The following is a 17,293-nucleotide window of genomic DNA, read 5'->3' as shown; positions in this document are numbered from 1 at the left end:
TAATTAATAACCAAAAAAACAATTACCTATTTATTATGGCTAATATTAAATTTTTTTTAGGCGAAGAGTTACCCCTGGAGATGCATAAAGTTAGAATGGTTCAACGCCTTGATTTAGTTCCGGTTGAAAGGAGGCTGAAAGCCATTGAGGAGGCCGGCAATAATACATTTCTCCTCTACAATAAAGACATTTACCTTGATATGCTTACCGATAGCGGCGTAAATGCAATGAGCGACAAACAAACTGCGGCAATGCTCACTGTTGATGACAGTTATGCGGGTTCTGCAACATTCACCCGGCTACAAGACAAAATAGCTGAAATTTTCGGAAAAGAATATTTTTTGCCTGTCCACCAGGGGCGTGCTTGTGAGAACTTGCTATCGTTGGCCTTTGTAAAAAAAGACACCTACATTCCGATGAACTACCACTTTACCACAACAAAAGCCCATATAATGATAAATGGTGGCAAAGTGCTGGAACTGTTTTTACCCGACGCTTTAGATTCGGTTAGTTCGAAGCCTTTTAAGGGGAATATTGATTTAAATCAGTTACAGAAATTAATTGACGAGGAAGGTGCTGATAAGATTTCATTTATTCGTATTGAAGCCGGTACCAACCTGATTGGCGGACAACCTGTTGCTCTGGACAACTTTATTGAGACAGGTAAAATTGCCAGAAAATACAAGATTCCGTTTATTGTTGATGCAAGTTTGTGGGCTGATAACCTGCATTTCATTAAAACACGCGACGAGAAGTATAAAAACCTTTCCACCCGTGAAATTACCAGGATTTTATCTGATTCTGCTGATATCGTTTATTTCTCAGCACGTAAACTCGGACACGTTAGAGGTGGAGGTATAATTACCAACGACGAGGCTGCCTACAAAAAACTATTGGAAATGCTACCGCTTTACGAAGGCTTTTCAACTTACGGAGGTATGTCAACCCGCGAGATGGAGGCGATGGTAGTTGGCCTGGACGAAACCATGGACGAAGAAATGATTAACCAGGGTCCTATTTTCATTAAATATATGGTTGATGAATTGGTTAAACTCGGAGTTCCGGTAATAACGCCTCCGGGAGGACTGGGAGCCCACCTTGATGCCATGGCTTTTCTTGATCATGTGCCGCAAAAGGAATACAGGGCAGGTTCATTGGCAGCCGCTTTATACATTGCCAGTGGTGTACGAGGCATGGAAAGAGGTACAATCTCGGAGGAAAGAGAGGAAGATGGCAGCGACCATTTTGCAGCTGTTGAGCTTTTACGACTTGCTCTTCCCCGTCGTGTTTTCACCTTATCGCAGGTAAAATATACCATCGACCGGATTGCATGGCTTTACGAAAACAGAAAGCTTATTGGCGGACTTGAGTTTTACGAAGAGCCAAAAGTGCTTAGGTTTTTCTTTGGTAAGCTAAAACCAACCTCCGACTGGCAGGAAAAGCTTGTGGAGAAATTTAAAGCCGATTTTGGTGATAGTCTGTAGTAAATATTGATTATTAAATATTCTAAATCCTGTTCAAAACGAGCAGGATTTTTTTAATCTCAATATTTGACAAACTGACCTACCGTCCAAAAAATAAGCTATCAAAAAGGTCAACCGAATTCGATTGACCTTTTTGATGGCTCCCCTGACAGTTTGAAGCAGCGAGCTAATTGTTTATAGTTTTACATTTTATCGATTGAAAGTCTTTCTTAAAAGTTTTTTAGCTAAGACTAACTTCTTGAAAAAAACCTGGATTTCCGGATTTTTTTTATAGCTCTCTTTTACCGCATCAACTTCATCTTTAAGAAAATTTTCAATGTTTTTTATGGTAACCTCTTCTCCTTTCATTTCCAACCGTTGTGATGTAGTAACTGCTTTGGGTACAATAATCCACAGAATAACATAAACCAATATACCCGCTCCTGATGTAAGAAGTGCAAGTAATACAACGATTAATCTTATAATCACCGGATCCATATTAAAATAAACGGCTAATCCGCCACAAACTCCTCCTAAAACAGTTTGCTCGGGATCGCGATAAAGTTTTCTTTTTCTTGTCTTTTGCCCTGCCAACGGTTCTTCTTCTCCAGCCTCTTCCGAAAAGTTCTCTGGAGTTCCCAAAGTCTCTATCAATTCTTCTACCCATTCAAGAGTAATTGCCTGATTTTTACCGTTCGTTTTTTCTGTAAAAATCTCTGCAATTCTGGCTTCAATATCAGCGAAAATTTCGTTGCCTTCATCATCTTTACCAAAATAGTTTTTTAGAACTATCATATATTTCTTCAGCTCTTCAATACAGCACAAGCCAATTTGAGTTGAGAGGTGCATTTACCTTTACTTCTGCTCTTTTCCCGGTTTGGTTTTTGCTGATTACAGCACCAATGTTGGAAGAACTGGCGTGGCATTCGTATGGAACCGACTCTTTGGTTTCACGTTTTAATTTGTTTAATGCCTCCATGATATTTGCCGTGTATTGGGCATTCTGGCATTTTCCGTTGTCGTTCATCAAAGGCTATTACCATAGTAACCTGGTAGAATCAGGTACGCTTTACTCGCTCAATTTTGTCGTTAGCATGATACCCTTTGTGCTCATAATGAACTGGCTTTATTATAAAACAAACCGGAATATCCTGTTGCCTGTGGGGTTTCATATCACAGCTGGATTTTTCAACGAAATTTTTGCAACTCATCCCATGAGCAAGGTCATTCAGACCGGATTGCTCCTAATCGTATCTTTGTATTTGGTAATTACTGACAAAGAAATGTTTTTCAAACGAATATAAAATTCAGTAAAAAATGAAAATTGGTGGAGCTGGGTGGCCATTATCGCAGTTGTCATTTCTACAGTTTTACTAATTACGGTTTGGAAAGATGCAAAATTCGGAATAATCGCCAATGTAATTATTTTGATTTTCGCAATCATGTCAATGCTATCAGTTCAGTTCAACAATAAAACCGATACCGAGATTGCACATATTCTGGAGCACACCAAAACAATCAATAAATCAAAAGTCAGCGAAGCTTAAATCGCTGAATTACCTGAGCCTATAAAACGTTGGCTGGAAGTTTCGGGAGTTGTGGGCAAGGAAATTATCTATACTGTTTGGCTCAAACAAAAGGCCAAAATGAAAATGAAACCCGGACAGGAAAAGTGGAATGATGCCACTGCCGAACAATATTTTACCATTCAAAATCCAGCGTTTGTTAGGAAGGTAAAAATGAATCTGTCGCCATTCATCAAAATAACGGGGCGGGATAAGTTTCAATGTGATCCCTTCTCAATGCCAGTAAGGTTTTCAAAAATCCGGGCATAAAAAAAGAGGTCGAAAAAGACCTCTTTAAATTTGGTGGCTCCCCAGGTTGGACTTGAACCAACGACCTACGGATTAACAGTCCGCCGCTCTAACCAACTGAGCTACTGGGGAAGGTTTAATTCCCTTTGTGAGAACGTTTGCTTTTCAAAAGCGATGCAAAAGTAATAGCTTTTCTTAAAAGTCAAAACTTTTTTCTAAAAAAATTCAATTAAAAATTCGATCCCTCATCAAAGGAAAATATGGAACAAACTCAAACCATATTCTTCTTTTATTGTTATACAGACAGTTATTAAATACAAACATTCAAAATAGAGAAATGAAAAAAATTACAAAACTTTTTTCCGCGGCCTTAATCGTAGGCATTATAGCATTTTCAAGTTTCCAGGCAAAAGCACATTGCGAAATTCCTTGTGGAATTTACGGCGACTCGGTTCGCATTGCCCTGTTATATGAACACATTGAAACCATCGAAAAATCGATGAACCAGATCAACGAACTATCAAAATCTGAAAATCCCGATTACAACCAGTTGGTTCGTTGGGTAATGAATAAAGAAGAGCATGCCAAAGAAATGCAGGAAATTGTTAGCCAGTATTTTTTGCACCAACGTGTAAAAATAACCTCATCGGCCGACGAGGCAGCTTATCGAAAATATGTAAAACAACTGGAACTGTTACACCACATTTCGGTATTTGCGATGAAGAGCAAACAAAGCACCGACTTAAGTATTATTGATACACTGCGCGAAAAACTTCACCTTTTTGAGCATGCCTATTTTGGCGACGATCATTAAAAAGTACGATTACAAAATAGAAAAAGGGCCTTATTTAAGGTCCTTTTTTGTGCCTGCTAACCAACATTTGATTGGTTAAATCATTTGAAGAGGCAAAATTCCCCGGAGAATTAACAATCCGCTGTCAACTGTTTAATTTATTTCAGTTAATACAACTTGTTTTTAATCGTTATTTTAGCTTAAAAATAAAAACTATGATCCCGAAAATATCCATTACTTCCAAAATAACGGTAGAGCATTCTTTAGCCTGTTTATGTACCGATTTAAAAGAAACAGCTTCTATTCAACTCTCGGAAACAGAAAAGTCGTTCCTGCAAAAGAAGTTTGAAAAGGAAGATACCTGCACAATTACACGCATTCCAAACATCCTGTTTTTTGGCAAAATAAAAACCGACAAAGAACCCTACCGGCAAGCCGAAATGGCAAGGGTAGCCGGAACAAAACTTTACGATGCCCTAAAATTAGTCGGCGAAACATCCGTTCAACTTACCAATTTTTGCGAAGCCGGTTTTTTACCTGATTTTTTAGAAGGATTGCTGCTAAACACCTACACCTTCGAGAAATACAAAAAGGAGAAAGAGCCATTTCAAATCGAAAATATTTTAATCGTTGATGAGAAGATCACTAACGAGAAAATCGATGAGATTATAAATACAACCAAGGCGACTTTCGTTGCACGCGACCTGGTTAACGAACCGCTGTCGTTTCTTACGGCAAACCAGTTCTCAAAAGAAATTGAAAAGCTAAGCGACGAAGCCGGTTTTTCACTCGAAGTTTTTCACAAAAAAAAGATTGAAGCGCTAAAAATGGGCGGGCTGCTTGCCGTAAACAAAGGCAGTATCGATCCGCCAACTTTTAATATACTGGAGTGGAAACCGGAAAATGCCACAAACAAACAAGCCATTGTTTTGGTAGGAAAAGGAGTGGTTTACGACACCGGCGGACTAAGTCTGAAACCAACACCCAACTCGATGGATTACATGAAGTCGGACATGGGTGGAGCTGCAGGAATTGTAGCAGCCATATACGCCGCTGCCCTCAATAAACTTCCCTTGCACATTGTTGGTCTGGTTCCGGCAACCGACAACCGTCCCGATGGCAATGCTTACGTTCCGGGCGATATCATAAAAATGTTCGATGGCACCACGGTGGAAATCAAAAACACCGATGCCGAAGGCAGGCTCATTCTGGCCGATGCATTAAGCTATGCAAAAAAATACAAACCTGAACTGGTAATTGATTGCGCTACTTTAACCGGATCGGCCGATATTATTGCCGGCCCACACGCTGCGGTGGTTATGGGTAACACCACTGAAAAAGTGGAACAACTAAAACAATCGGGATTAAACACCTACGAACGCCTGATAGAAGTTCCGCTTTGGGAGGAATATGCGGCGCCGCTAAAATCGCCAATTGCCGACCTCAACAACCTTGGCACCCGCGAAGGACAAACAACGATTGCCGGCAAGTTTCTGGAACATTTTACCGATTACAACTGGATACATGTTGATATGGCAGGCCCCGCTTTCAGAAAAGAGAAAGAGGCATACCGCCCTGCGGGAGGAACAGGTTTTGGCACGCGATTACTTTATGATTTCCTGAAATCAGAAACACTCCGCTTGAGCACAAATAGCATGGTAATCGCGCAGAAATAAGATCATGCTTATTTAAATTAAATAAATTAACTTTGCGACACCTTATAAAAAAGGGCAAATTTTCTGAAATAAAACACAATGGCAAAACAAGATACAATACGCATAGGAATTACTCACGGAGATATAAACGGAATTGGATACGAAGTAATCTTAAAAACACTTTCCGATCCTCGTATTCTCGAAATGTGCACACCTGTTGTTTATGGCTCTCCTAAAGTAGCAGCCTACCACCGTAAAGCTCTCGACATAAACGATGTAAGCTTTAACCACGTTCGCAGCACCAAAGAATTACTCCCCCGGAAAGCAAACATAATAAATTGTGTTGACGAAAATATTAGGGTTGAATTGGGTAAATCAACTACCGAAGCCGGAGTTTCGTCGTTTGAAGCGCTTGACCGTGCTACCAGCGATCTTCAGAAAGGATATATTGATGCACTGATTACAGCACCAATCAACAAAGACAATATTCAAAGTGAAGAATTTAACTTCCCGGGACATACCGAGTTTCTGGCACAAAAATTCGACACAAAAGACTACGCCATGTTAATGGTGAGCGAATCGCTGAAAATTGGTGTGGTTACTACACACATTCCTATTTCGAAGGTGTCTGAAAGCCTGAATAAAGATCTAATCCTTTCAAAGATCAGGATCATTGCCAAATCACTTCAGCAAGACTTTGCCATTACGAAACCGCGAATTGCCGTTTTCGGATTAAATCCGCATGCCGGCGACAATGGTTTAATTGGAAAAGAAGACAAGGAAATCATTCTTCCTGCAGTAATTCAGGCCAAAAAAGAAGGCATTATGGCTTTGGGGCCCTACCCTGCCGACGGCTTCTTCGGATCGGAAGATTACCGGAAGTTTGATGCCATTTTGGCCATGTACCACGACCAGGGTTTAATTCCGTTTAAGTTGGCATCGTTCGAACGTGGCGTAAATTACACTGCCGGACTTCCCGCCATCCGCACATCGCCGGCACATGGTACTGCTTACGCCATTGCCGGAGAAGGCAAAGCATCACCCGAATCATTCCGCCAGGCTTTGTATCTTGCTATCGATGTTTATAAAAACAGAAGTATTTATAGCGAGATCAGTAAAAATCCGCTGAGAAAATACGACATTAACCCCAACCAGGTTGATGAAAGTGTTGACATTGAAGCATCAGAAGAGGAAGATACAATCTAAAAAAGCTTTGCTATGTACGAATTCATTAAGGGTAACATTGCCGAAATAAGCGCAACGCATGTTGTGGTAGAAACTTCCGGCGTGGGCTACTTTGTTCATATTTCGTTGAACTCCTACAGCACACTTAACGGTAAAAAGGAAGTGAAAGTTTTTTTGCACCAGGTAGTTCGCGAAGATGCTCATATATTGTATGGTTTTGCCACCACCACCGAACGTGAATTATTTCGTAACCTGATTTCGGTAAATGGAGTTGGTGCCAGCACAGCAAACATGATGCTTTCGTCGTTAAATCCTGAAGAATTAAAAGCAGCAGTAACCACCGAAAATGTGGCGGTATTAAAAGCCGTAAAAGGAATTGGTGCAAAAACGGCGCAACGTATCATAATAGATTTAAAAGATAAACTCGGAAAAATACCCGATTCGGGGCAAATTTTAACCGTGGCAGACAATACTATCAGGAATGAATCGTTATCTGCATTAGTCATGCTTGGTTTTGCAAAGAAAGATGCAGAAAAGATAGTAACGAAGATACTTCAGGAACAACCTGACGCAAACGTTGAAAGCGTTATCAAACAAGCATTGAAAAGGTTATAAAATTTACCGTTTTCGAAAAAGAAAACCTAACAGAAAGTAGCAACCATTTTTTTTCGAAAAGCCTTTGTTGTAGTAATTTTAATGAAATGACACTTAGCCGAAGTTTACCTAAAATATGCTTCATTCTATTTGTATTTTTTGCCCTTTCAGTTCCTTTCAACGGAGAAGCTCAGGAAGTGCCGGAAATAGATACAACAGGCACATTACCCTATCCTTTTAAAGACCAGCCGGCTTTTGGATATACCGATCAGGATTCCGCAAAATTATACCTCAATAAGCCCAGCAACATAAAATACGAAATTGAGTACGACCCAATTACCGGCCAGTACGTGTTTTACGAAAAGGTGGGATCGCTGAATTACCGTTTGCCGCAAAGTATGTCGCTCGACGATTACCTTGAATATGATTTCGACAAATCGATTCAGGATTACTGGCGAATGAGAACACATCAGGAATCGGTTGATGCCCGCGGCGGTCTGCTCCCAAAACTTACAATTGGCAGCGAGGCCTTTAACCGTATTTTCGGGGGAAACACGATCAATATTCAGCCGCAGGGTTATGTTGAAGTTAGTTTTGGCTACCAGGTAAATAAAACCGAAAATCCGTCGATTCCCGAGCGCTTGCGAAAAGTTCCGACTTTCGATTTCGACGAAAAAATTCAAATGAACGTTACCGGCCAGATCGGTACAAAAATGAATATGCGGGTGAACTACAACACCGAGGCTACTTTTGATTACGAAAACAAAATGAACCTGGAGTACACCGGCGACGAAGATGAAATTCTACAACGTATTGAAGCCGGTAATGTGTCGTTGCCCTTAAACGGTTCGTTAATAACCGGGGCCTCCAACCTGTTTGGTGTAAAAGCCGAAATGCAGTTCGGCAAACTTACACTTACCACTCTGTTTTCGCAACACCGCGGTGAATCCAGAACAGTAGAAACTGAAGGAGGAGCGCAGGTAGCTACTTTCGATATTTCGGCAGCCAACTACGATGCCAACCGCCACTTTTTCCTGGCACAATATTTCCGCGATCACTATAACGAATGGTTACAAAGCACCGCTGTTCCGCGTTCGCCCATCACCATTAACAAAGTAGAAGTGTGGGTAACCAACAAATCAAACGATTTTGATGATTCGCGAAATATCCTGGCTTTTCAGGATTTGGCCGAACACGATCCGCATATTTACAACCCTGTTCCGGAGTTTCAGCAAACTAACGGGCTGCCCTACCCTAAAAATGTTTTTCCGAACAACGAAGCCAACGGTCTTTACAACGAAATGAAGACCACTTACAGCGACGTGCGTCAAGTACAGAATATTACCAACGTAATGTCTCAGTTTCAGGATGATTTTAAAGGCGGAACCGACTTTGAAAAAATTGAGCAGGCACGAAAACTGAACGATTCTGAATTCACCATCAACAAACAATTGGGATATATTTCGTTAAACAGTGCTTTAAATACCGATGAAGTTTTGGCAGTTGCTTTTAACTTCACCTATAACGGGCAAACTTTTCAGGTGGGTGAATTCTCAACCGATGGTATTGATGCGCCGCAAACGCTTTTTATGAAATTGTTGAAAGGCACCAATTTGTCGCCGGGTAAACCAACCTGGAACCTGATGATGAAAAACATTTATAACCTGAATGCCTACCAGTTAACCAGCGACGATTTTGAGTTGAATGTGGTGTACCAAAACGATTCAACAGGAACTTACATTAATTACCTGCCCGATTCACGCATTGAGGGGCACATCCTTCTTGAAGTAATGCGTCTGGACATGCTCAACTCGCAGCTCGACCCAACAAAAGACGGTGTATTCGACTATGTTCCGGGCATTACGGTTAACGCCAACTCGGGCCGTATTATTTTCCCGGTGGTTGAACCATTCGGAAGCCACCTGGCCGATTCCCTGCAAAATCCGTCCGATATTGAACGATACACTTTCCAAACGCTTTACGATTCAACCCAGGTAAAAGCAGAACAGGATGCCGAGCACAATAAATTCAGGCTTACCGGTAGTTACAAAGGTTCGTCAAGTTCCGATATTGCATTGGGAACTTTAAATGTTACGCAAGGTTCGGTTACAGTTACTGCCGGCGGACAGGTGCTTACCGAAAATGTAGATTATACGGTTGACTACACGCTGGGCCGGGTAAAAATTATTAACCAGGCATTGTTGGAAGCCGGAACACCGATTCAGGTGGCAACCGAAAGCGAGGACCTGTTTACCATGCAGCGCAAAACCCTGATGGGAACACATGCCAACTACGCTTTCTCCGATAATTTTAACATCGGTGCAACCATGTTGTGGATGAACGAACGCCCGCTAACCGAAAAAGTGGATTATGGTGAAGATCCGATTTCGAACCTGATTTACGGTTTGGATGCCCGCTACAACACCGAAGCGCCTTTTATTACCAAAGCATTAGACGCACTTCCGTTTTATAGTACAACCGCCACTTCTTCAATTGATGTTGAGGCAGAATTTGCCCAACTGGTTCCGGGTAGTGCAAAATCGATTGACGGAGCAGTTTATATTGATGATTTTGAGTCGACAAAAACAGCCATCGATATGCGAACCCGCTCGGCCTGGATGCTGGCCAGTACGCCACAAAACCAGGACAATTTGTTCCCGGAAGCCAACCTGAACAACTCGCTCGAATACGGTATGAACCGTGCAAAGTTGGCATGGTACAACATCGACCCCTTGTTTTTGAGAAACAATTCGCTTACTCCCGATTATATAAAAGATGACCGGGATTTACAATCGAACCACCTGGTGCGCGAGGTGTTCGAACAAGAGATATTTCCGGAACGTGAATTTACAACCGGCGAGCCAACAAACATTGCCGTACTCGACCTGGCTTTTTATCCAACAGAGCGTGGTCCGTATAACTACGACACCGGTAACTCCAGCCATGCGGCAGGTGTAAACCCTGATGGTACTTTACGCGATCCGGAGTCGCGTTGGGGTGGTATTATGCGCGAAATACAAACCAGCGACTTTGAAAATGCCAACATCGAGTACATCGAGTTCTGGATGATGGACCCGTTCGTTGACCCGGATGAAGACTGGGGTCCTCTTGAGCCAATGGAAAATGGAGGAGACCTGTATTTCAACCTTGGAGAAATTTCGGAGGATATATTAAAAGACTCGCGTAAATCATTTGAGAACGGATTGCCAACATCTGCCGAACTAAGCAATGTTGACACCACCATTTGGGGACGTGTATCAACACAACAATCGCTGGTAAATGCTTTTGATAACACAGTAAATTCACGCGAATACCAGGATATTGGTTTTGACGGATTAAACGATGACGATGAACAGTCTCATTTCCAGCAATACCTGCAGGAACTTGAACTAAAAGTAAATAACGCGGTTTACCTGAAAGCATTGGACGATCCATCCTCAGATAACTTCCACTATTTCCGCGGATCGGATTACGACAGGGATCAATTAAGCATTTTAGCACGTTATAAACAATACAACGGTCCCGACGGCAACTCGCCAACAACCGAAATGTCGCCGGAAAGCTATCCTACGTCGGCAACCACACTGCCTGACATCGAAGACATTAACGATGACAATACACTCAATGAATACGAACGCTATTTTCAATACAAGGTTAGTATTCGACAAGAGGACATGGTTGTTGGGCAAAACTACATTGTTGATAAAAGAAGCCGACCTGTTCAGTTAAAAAATGGTGAAACAGGAGAAGCTGCCTGGTACCAGTTCAAGATTCCGGTAACAAAACCTGATGCAGCAATTGGTGGTATCAACGATTTTAGTTCCATTCGTTTTATGAGAATGTTCATGCACGGATTCCAGGATTCTGCCGTTATGCGTTTTGCCACACTCGACCTTGTTCGTGCCGATTGGCGTCGTTATACCGGCGATATTCTGGAAGATGGTGGAATTCCATCAACAAATGCGCAATTCGATATTTCGGCAGTAAGTATTGAGGAAAACTCAGGCCGTTCACCGGTGAACTATATTTTGCCTCCGGGAGTATCACGGGTAATCGACCCAGCCAACCCGCAGCTGCGCCAGCTAAACGAGCAGTCGATTGAAATGAAAGTAACCCAGCTGGAAACAGGCGACGCACGTGCGGCATACAAATCGTTGTACATGGATTTCAGAAGGTACAAAACCCTGAAAATGGATGTGCACGCCGAAGAAATTGAAGAATACCCGCTGGAAGACGATGAACTGTATTTCTTTATTCGTTTGGGATCGGATTACAATTACAACTATTACGAATACGAAGTACCACTAACCCTTACCCCGCCCAATGATAAATATGACGGTAACAACGAAAGCGAACGTTATATTGTTTGGCCCGATCAAAACCGGATAAATATACCGCTCGAACTGTTTACCAACCTGAAACTGGAACGTAACGATGCCATGAGAGTGGAAGGCTCATCCATTTCGATGCAGGATGTTTATGAAGGTTCGCACCCTGGCTGGAACGACGGTAAAAACCGGGTGAAAGTAAAAGGAAGCCCTAACCTGGGTAATGTTGAGGTAATGATGATGGGTGTACGCAACAAGCGGGGACAGGTAAATACGGGGCCAAAATCAGTAATTGTTTGGGCCAACGAATTACGCCTTACCGATTTTGACGATGAAGGTGGCTGGGCAGCTAACGCACGTGTTTCAACACGTTTAGCCGACCTGGGTAGCGTCGTGGTTGCCGGGCGCAAACGTACTGCGGGTTTCGGAAGTATTGATGAGAATATTAACAACAGGATGATCGACGACCTGGATGAAATCGATGTGTCGGCATCAATCGACTGGGGTCGCTTCTTCCCTGAACGGGCCGGTGTTCGGATTCCCATGTACTACGGTTACTCCAACAGTACAGCAACACCAAAATACGACCCGGTAAATCCGGATATCGAGTTAAAAGAATCACTATCGCATGCCCGAACCAGCAGCGAGAAAGATTCGATAAAAAATATATCGCAGGATGTGATTGAGCGAAAAAGCCTCAACTTTACCAACGTAAAAGTGGAACCACAGCGCCAGAAAGAGAAAACACATTTGTGGGATCCGGAAAACTTTGCCGTTACCTATTCGTACAACGAAACATCGAAACGAAACATTACAACGGAGTACAACGTGAACAGAACGCACCGTTTTATGTTCTCGTACAACTACAGCAGCCGGCCAAAACTGATTCAGCCGTTTAGCAAAGTTCAGCTGCTGCAAAAGGGGCCTTTAAAATTAATTGGCGACTTTAATTTCTATCCGCTGCCAACACAAATTTCATATCGTACCGATCTCTTCCGTAAGTACCACGAGCGCCAATCACGAAATATTACCAATCCGAACCTCATTCTGCCGGCTACCTTCGACAAGGATTTCCTGTGGAACCGCTACCTCGATATACGTTATGATGTTACCCGTTCACTGAAATTCGATTTCTCATCACGCGGAACTTCACGAATTGATGAACCAGAAGGACGGATTAATAAAAACGACGACGATTACGAATGGAAACGCGATTCGATTCTTACCAACCTGTGGGATCTGGGACGACCAACCATATACAATCACAGTTTTAATGCCACTTACCAGGTGCCACTCCGAAGTATCCGTGCATTGAATTTTATGAGCGGAACTGTTCGCTATTCGGGAACTTACGAGTGGATAGCCGGATCGTTAACCGACGATGACATTAACATTGGAAACATAATTACCAACTCGCGCAACCTTACACTTACCGGTAATGCCAATTTCCAGACCCTGTTTAACAAGGTGCCTTATTTTAAAGAGGTCGACCAGAAATTCAGACGAACAGGTCGCGGGCGCGGCAGCCTTAACAGCCGGAGTACACGAGGAAGAACAAACCAGCAAACTGAACCACTGCAACGAAAACAGGAGGAGACATTTAGCAGAAGTGCAAGATTTACGGCCGATCAGGGCCAGCAATTTGCCCACAAGCTAAATACCAAAAAAGTAAAAGTTCTGGTTACTGATGTGGACGGGAAAACTGTTCCGGGACGAACAAATATTATTGATGCCAATACCATCGAGTTTGTTCCATCGGTTGATGTGCAGCAGGCCATGCTTACCGTTACAGGAAAACGCGGCGATCAGTCATTCATGAAAGACATGTTGGATCTGACCACAAGAATGGTGATTGGAGTGCGTACTTTCACGGTGAACTACAGCAAAAACGGAGGTACTGTTTTGCCGGGCTTCCTGCCTGAACCAACCTTATTTGGAACCGGTAAATTTAATGGCGATCCGCAATGGGGAACACAAACACCCGACCCGAAACTGGCTCCGGGACTTCCATTCCTGTTTGGCTGGCAAGACAGCGATTTTGCGATAAAAGCTGCGGAGAACGGCTGGCTGACCATCGACTCAACGTTAAATCAACCGTTCCAGATTATGGAAAACGAGCGGATTAATTTGCGTACATTGTGGGAACCGCTGCCCGATTTGCGAATTGACATCAATGCCAACCGCTCGATATCGAAAAATATTACTGAATTCTACAATTACGATACAAACTCAGGTAGTTTTGTTGCCAACAGCTATTCCGAAAGCGGAAACTTTAGTATGTCGACTCTGACACTTGGAACTGCTTTCTTTAAAATAGGAAAAGAAGAAGTAACCAGCTCCGATGCGTTTGAGAAAATGAAGGAATATCGACAGACTATTGCTCGTCGTTTGGCGGATCAACGTGGCACAAGTGCAGGGTACGTCCCAGGCACTCAACACACTCAATATCCTGGCTACCCTTTTGGATACGGACCAAATTCAGTTGAAGTTCTTGTTCCGGCATTCCTGGCGGCATATCAAGGTAAAGATCCGGAAAAGGTTAGCCTGGGCATGTTCCCCTCATTAAAATATATCCGTCCGAACTGGAGCATTCGTTACGAAGGAATGGTTTCGCGTATTCCGGGGCTGAATAAAGTAATGCGTTCGTTGAATTTCCAACATGCCTACCGTTCAAGCTACAACGTTGGGTCGTATGCCACCAACCTGAATTTTATTGCTGCCGAAGATGGCTACACCATGGTGCGCGACCTGGCTGATAACTTTGTTCCGGCCTACGATTTTAATAGCGTGAGTATTGTTGAAGCTTTCAACCCGCTGATTAATATCGACATTATGTGGCTAAGCGACCTGACTACACGTGGAGATATCAAACGTTCACGCAACCTGAACCTATCGTTATCGAATAACCAGCTAACCGAAATTCTGAGCAATGAATATACTATAGGATTAGGCTATCGATTTACACGAATGGATTTAATTATTAAAACTAAGAATTCGCAACAGGCTTACTCTAACGATCTGAATGTTCGTGCTGATATTTCGTACCGTAAAACAAAAACAATTTTACGCCAGTTAGACGATGACAGCAACCAGATTACGGCAGGCCAAGGTAACTTTACCTTAAAAACCTATGCCGACTACCGCTTGAGTGATAAGTTTGAAATGCGTGTTTATTACGATCGTATTATTAACGATCCGTTTACCTCGCTATCATACCGTACAACCAATGCTAATTTTGGTGTGAGTTTCCGTTTCACGCTGGCTAACTAATTGTTAAACGAACTTTATTTGAGAAATAGTTTTTTGAAGCTTCTGTCAACAATATTTTGATATTTCAAAAAAAACGTTTTTCTTGCAGAAGATTAAAATTAAAAAATGCAAAAAATAAATACAATATGGCTTCCGTGGTGGGGTCTTCTTACGTAAGTTAGGAGTTAAGAGCCATATTGCTATTTTTAAAGATATGACAGGCCTGCTTCTAACAAAAGCAGGTTTTTTTATGCAAAAAAATTATTATGAGAACAAACAATAACATTTGGTGGTGGCATAGCAACTTTTTACAAATATCGTGAAGAGAGGATACGTCATTGCATAAATTAAAAGCGGCTCATCGGATTTCACGGTGAGCCGTTTTTAGTTTAAACACCTTGCTTACAGCATTTTTAGAATAGAAATACAAACAAAGAACAAAACATAAAAACAAAATGGAAAAACTCAATTTTAAACCTGTCGTACGTAAAATACTTGCCGACACCGTAACTCCGGTTAGCATTTATTTACGACTTCGCACGCTTTATCCTAAGTCGATATTGCTGGAAAGCTCCGATTACCACGGAGTTGAAAATGCCTACTCGTTCATTGCTTTTAACCCAATTGCGAATTTTAAAGTCACAAACGGCGAGGTTGGCATCGATTTGCCGGGCAGAGCGCAAGAAAACTTTAGCCTTTCGCCCGAAAAGAAGTTGCACGATGAGCTGGACAAGTTCTTCAAAACATTTAATGTTGATTCGGATGAGATTGAATTGCCGGCCAACGGTTTATTTGGCTACCTGAATTTCGATGCTATTCAACATTTCGAAAGCATTCGTTTTTCGTCGCCAAAAACCGCAGAATACCAAACGTCGGAAGTACACTACAGCTTTTACAAATATGTAGTGGCCATCGATCACCACAAAAACCAAATCCACATTGTAGAAAACTTGTTGGAAGGCGAAGAGTCGCAAATGGATTACGTGCATCATTTGTTGGTTAATCTGAACTTTTCAACGGCAAGTTTCGATGTACGCGGCGAAGAAAAATCGAATATCACTGATGAAGAATACATGCACATGGTAACCAAAGGCAAAGAGCACTGCTACCGTGGCGATGTTTTCCAAATCGTTTTGAGCCGCCAGTTCTCGCAGGAATTTGTTGGCGACGATTTTAATGTGTATCGCGCACTTCGTTCAATCAATCCATCGCCTTACCTGTTCTACTTCGACTACGGCACTTACAGTATTTTCGGATCGAGTCCGGAAGCTGAAATCAGAATTAAAAACAACAAAGCATACATTCACCCCATTGCCGGAACGTTTAAACGAACCGGAAATGATGATCAGGATCGTGAGTTAGCAGAGAAACTTAGCAAAGATCCGAAAGAGAATGCCGAGCACGTGATGTTGGTAGACCTTGCCCGTAACGATTTGAGCAGAAATGCCAATAATGTAATTGTGGAAACTTACCGCGAAGTACAATTCTTCTCGCATGTAATTCACCTGGTTTCGCAGGTTTCGGGAGAAATTACCAGCGATACCAACCTGATAAAAGTACTGGGAGAAACTTTCCCGGCCGGAACTCTTTCAGGCGCACCAAAGTATAAAGCCATGGAACTGATCGACAAATACGAAAACCAGAACCGGGGTTATTACGGCGGTTGTATTGGTTATCTTGGTTTTGATAATTCGGTGAACCATGCGATTATGATTCGCTCGTTTTTGAGCAAAGACAAAAAGCTGTTTTATCAGGCGGGTGCAGGTATTGTTGCCGACTCGCAGGAAGAGAGCGAACTGCAGGAAGTGAATAACAAACTGGCTGCCTTGAAAAAGGCTATTGAAATGGCTAAAGGAATTAATTAAAAACTTGAAACGATGAAGATATTAGTTATCGATAATTACGACTCATTTACCTACAACCTGGTACATGCCATAAAAAAGATTTCAGGCCAGCCGGTTGATGTATTTCGCAACGACCAGATTGCGTTGGAAGAGATTGACAAATACGACAAGATCGTTCTTTCTCCGGGTCCTGGAATTCCTGAAGAAGCAGGTCTTTTACTCGATATTATTAAAGCTTATGCACCAAAGAAAAGTATGCTGGGCGTTTGTTTGGGGCATCAGGCGATTGGAGAAGCTTTTGGGGGCAAACTACATAACATGAATCGTGTGCTGCACGGAATTGCCACCCCCGTAAAACAAACCGGAAT

11 protein-coding genes and 1 tRNA gene are annotated in these 17,293 nt (G+C 42.4%); 10 read left to right on the top strand and 2 right to left on the bottom strand.

Features of this window, described 5'->3' with window-relative positions; all coding sequences use genetic code 11:
* The first annotated feature begins 35 nt into the window (after positions 1–35).
* The gene (locus ABZB17_RS09820; protein WP_045026405.1) at positions 36–1,484 is read left to right on the top strand and encodes a tryptophanase; all 1,449 of its coding nucleotides are present in this window, start codon (positions 36–38) and stop codon (positions 1,482–1,484) included.
* A 189-nt stretch (positions 1,485–1,673) separates the two neighbouring features.
* Here ABZB17_RS09820 and ABZB17_RS09815 read toward each other — a convergent pair whose 3' ends face one another.
* Positions 1,674–2,258 carry a PspC domain-containing protein gene (locus tag ABZB17_RS09815; RefSeq protein WP_372649816.1) on the bottom strand — a complete coding sequence of 195 codons (585 nt, stop codon included), beginning with the start codon at positions 2,256–2,258 and terminating at the stop codon, positions 1,674–1,676.
* Positions 2,259–2,365: 107 nt separating this feature from the next.
* On the opposite strand from ABZB17_RS09815, the gene ABZB17_RS09810 reads away from it, so the two are divergent.
* Together ABZB17_RS09810 and ABZB17_RS09805 are read left to right on the top strand one after the other, a co-directional pair.
* Positions 2,366–2,767, top strand: coding sequence for a type II CAAX prenyl endopeptidase Rce1 family protein (locus ABZB17_RS09810; protein ID WP_372649820.1), 402 nt, complete (start codon positions 2,366–2,368; stop codon positions 2,765–2,767).
* Positions 2,768–3,010: 243 nt separating this feature from the next.
* Positions 3,011–3,298, top strand: a complete 288-nt coding sequence (locus tag ABZB17_RS09805) for a DUF6544 family protein (protein ID WP_372649818.1) — start codon at positions 3,011–3,013, stop codon at positions 3,296–3,298.
* Positions 3,299–3,332: 34 nt separating this feature from the next.
* On the opposite strand, the gene ABZB17_RS09800 is transcribed toward ABZB17_RS09805, so the two are convergent.
* Positions 3,333–3,409, bottom strand: a tRNA-Asn gene (locus ABZB17_RS09800).
* A 205-nt stretch (positions 3,410–3,614) separates the two neighbouring features.
* On the opposite strand from ABZB17_RS09800, the gene ABZB17_RS09795 reads away from it, so the two are divergent.
* The 7 genes from ABZB17_RS09795 to ABZB17_RS09765 form a co-directional block, all read left to right on the top strand.
* Positions 3,615–4,091, top strand: a complete 477-nt coding sequence (locus ABZB17_RS09795; RefSeq protein ID WP_372649814.1) for a superoxide dismutase [Ni] — start codon at positions 3,615–3,617, stop codon at positions 4,089–4,091.
* Positions 4,092–4,285: 194 nt separating this feature from the next.
* Entirely contained in the window at positions 4,286–5,746 is a 1,461-nt protein-coding gene (locus tag ABZB17_RS09790; protein ID WP_372649812.1) for a M17 family metallopeptidase, read from the top strand.
* A gap of 78 nt (positions 5,747–5,824) precedes the next feature.
* Positions 5,825–6,931, top strand: a complete 1,107-nt coding sequence (pdxA, locus tag ABZB17_RS09785) for a 4-hydroxythreonine-4-phosphate dehydrogenase PdxA (RefSeq protein ID WP_372649810.1) — start codon at positions 5,825–5,827, stop codon at positions 6,929–6,931.
* A gap of 12 nt (positions 6,932–6,943) precedes the next feature.
* Complete coding sequence (gene ruvA, locus ABZB17_RS09780) at positions 6,944–7,525, top strand: Holliday junction branch migration protein RuvA (protein WP_372649808.1); 582 nt, start codon at positions 6,944–6,946, stop codon at positions 7,523–7,525.
* Between the two features lie 86 nt (positions 7,526–7,611).
* Positions 7,612–15,102, top strand: coding sequence for a cell surface protein SprA (gene sprA, locus ABZB17_RS09775; RefSeq protein ID WP_372649806.1), 7,491 nt, complete (start codon positions 7,612–7,614; stop codon positions 15,100–15,102).
* A gap of 434 nt (positions 15,103–15,536) precedes the next feature.
* Positions 15,537–16,946: an anthranilate synthase component I family protein gene (locus ABZB17_RS09770; RefSeq protein ID WP_372649805.1), complete on the top strand. Its 1,410-nt coding sequence runs from the start codon at positions 15,537–15,539 to the stop codon at positions 16,944–16,946.
* 12 nt (positions 16,947–16,958) lie between these two features.
* Positions 16,959–17,293 (top strand): aminodeoxychorismate/anthranilate synthase component II (locus ABZB17_RS09765; protein WP_372649803.1); only part of this gene is annotated, 335 nt, incomplete at its 3' end.

It is taken from the genome of Draconibacterium sp. (assembly GCF_041583095.1).
In the GTDB taxonomy this organism is placed as follows: Bacteria; Bacteroidota; Bacteroidia; order Bacteroidales; family Prolixibacteraceae; genus Draconibacterium.
Note: the sequence above shows the minus strand (reverse complement) of the source record. Positions and strands in the feature narration are given on the sequence as shown.

Excerpts from the sequence above, each read along its gene's own strand:
- ABZB17_RS09820 (WP_045026405.1), top strand. The coding sequence starts at position 36 with ATGGCTAATATTAAATTTTTTTTAGGCGAAGAGTTACCCCTGGAGATG.
- ABZB17_RS09815 (WP_372649816.1), bottom strand. The coding sequence starts at position 2,258 with ATGATAGTTCTAAAAAACTATTTTGGTAAAGATGATGAAGGCAACGAA.
- ABZB17_RS09810 (WP_372649820.1), top strand. The coding sequence starts at position 2,366 with ATGTTGGAAGAACTGGCGTGGCATTCGTATGGAACCGACTCTTTGGTT.
- ABZB17_RS09795 (WP_372649814.1), top strand. The coding sequence starts at position 3,615 with ATGAAAAAAATTACAAAACTTTTTTCCGCGGCCTTAATCGTAGGCATT.
- ABZB17_RS09790 (WP_372649812.1), top strand. The coding sequence starts at position 4,286 with ATGATCCCGAAAATATCCATTACTTCCAAAATAACGGTAGAGCATTCT.
- pdxA (WP_372649810.1), top strand. The coding sequence starts at position 5,825 with ATGGCAAAACAAGATACAATACGCATAGGAATTACTCACGGAGATATA.
- ruvA (WP_372649808.1), top strand. The coding sequence starts at position 6,944 with ATGTACGAATTCATTAAGGGTAACATTGCCGAAATAAGCGCAACGCAT.
- sprA (WP_372649806.1), top strand. The coding sequence starts at position 7,612 with ATGACACTTAGCCGAAGTTTACCTAAAATATGCTTCATTCTATTTGTA.
- ABZB17_RS09770 (WP_372649805.1), top strand. The coding sequence starts at position 15,537 with ATGGAAAAACTCAATTTTAAACCTGTCGTACGTAAAATACTTGCCGAC.